This window comes from Xanthomonas sp. D-99, assembly GCF_017746145.1.
GTDB classification, from domain to species: domain Bacteria; phylum Pseudomonadota; class Gammaproteobacteria; order Xanthomonadales; family Xanthomonadaceae; genus Xanthomonas; species Xanthomonas cissicola.
Genome location: NZ_JAGHWU010000108.1, coordinates 1 through 1,419 on the forward strand (window position 1 = coordinate 1; position 1,419 = coordinate 1,419).

The 1,419-nt window shown below is 60.3% G+C and carries 1 pseudogene; it reads left to right on the top strand.

The features are described 5' to 3' along the window. Positions 1-145 precede the first annotated feature (145 nt). Positions 146-970: pseudogene (locus J7360_RS20740) on the top strand (zeta toxin family protein); the annotation flags it as partial. Positions 971-1,419: the final 449 nt, after the last annotated feature.

Consider the following 1,419-nt stretch of genomic DNA (forward strand, 5'->3'; position numbering starts at 1 on the left):
GGATGCTCATGCCCTGTCGGGCCAATATCTTGATCTCCACTTGTTCCTCTACGGTCAGCATGGCCCTGCAAAAGGGCCAAAGGCTACGGGAGGCGGGTCAATTTGAAGTTGCTGCGGTGGGTCAGATTAAAAGTGCTGGTGACAGCGCGAGTCCGGCCCGATTACCGACACGATGCGACGCCTCAAGGCAGCCGGGTATTACGTCGTCGCCCGCGTGATCGCGGCCAACGAGCGCGACAGCATGGCAGGCATCCACCGCCGCTATGAGGAACAGAAGGCGGCCAAGGGCTTCGGGCGCTGGTCGAACGTGCAGGCCCACGACGACGCCTACAAGGGGATGCCGGCGACGCTCGAATACATCGAGCGCCACAAACTGGCTGATCGCGTGCAGGTCTACGACCGCAAGGGCAACGTGCTGTACGACAACGAGTTGCACGGCAACGAATGGAAGCGGCAGCCGGTAGCGAGAGCTGCCATCGAGGCCGAGCGCGAGCGCCCGCCCACGCCCGAAGAACGCCGGCAACACGAGGCTGAATGGACAACGATCCTTGCGATGATGGCCGCACGCCGAGCCGATGAACGCGAGATCGAGCGCGTGCGTGACGTAGCGCGCCAATACGGCGGACAGCAATACCCGGAGCATAAGCCGGCCGAGTACGAGCGTCAGGACTATGGCCGGCAACACCCCGAGCTGCGCGCACCCGAGACCGGCAAAACCTACGAAGGCCCGATTGTCTCGGCCGACGACAAGTACGTCATCCAGTCAGTCCGAGAGGCCGGCCGCGAGCTGCACATCCAGCACGAACGACTTGTACTGAACAGCGACCGCCGCGAGCTGCTGAACACCGGCGTGAACGTCGAGATTCGCTACCCGTACAACCGGGTCGGCATCGTGAAGGAATGGGGAGAAAAGGCGATTCAAGGGCCGGCATCCAAGGGCATCGAACCCAGAGATTTTGGCAAGAGATAGATGCAAGCGGCGAGGTTGAAGGAGCCGCCCTACACCTTGCCTAACCCGGTGCGAACTTGTACAAGAAACAGACCATGTGACACATCAGTAGGGGGGGCACAAACCGCCGGAATTTCCGTCGGCTACTGGCGCCGCCGCTCTGGGCGTTGGGAGTCGGTACGGATGCATTGCAGGTCTTACCCTAACCGGTAAGTGATACACAGAGGCGCCGGGCAACCGGCGCCTTTTTTGCCTGTTGCGCACCGTTGCAGCCTCCGCCGACCCCACCCCACCGGATGTCCGCCGCACCGCGTCGACCGCCAGTCGGAAACGGGCTGCAATCAGTTTTCGGTAATAAGAATAGTGATATTATTCATATTATTAACTAAAACCGTCGGAACTGCACATGGGATTCGGGGAGCAATGGAACAGGGAAGTCAGTTAAGCAGGTTCGATATCAATGAAACATC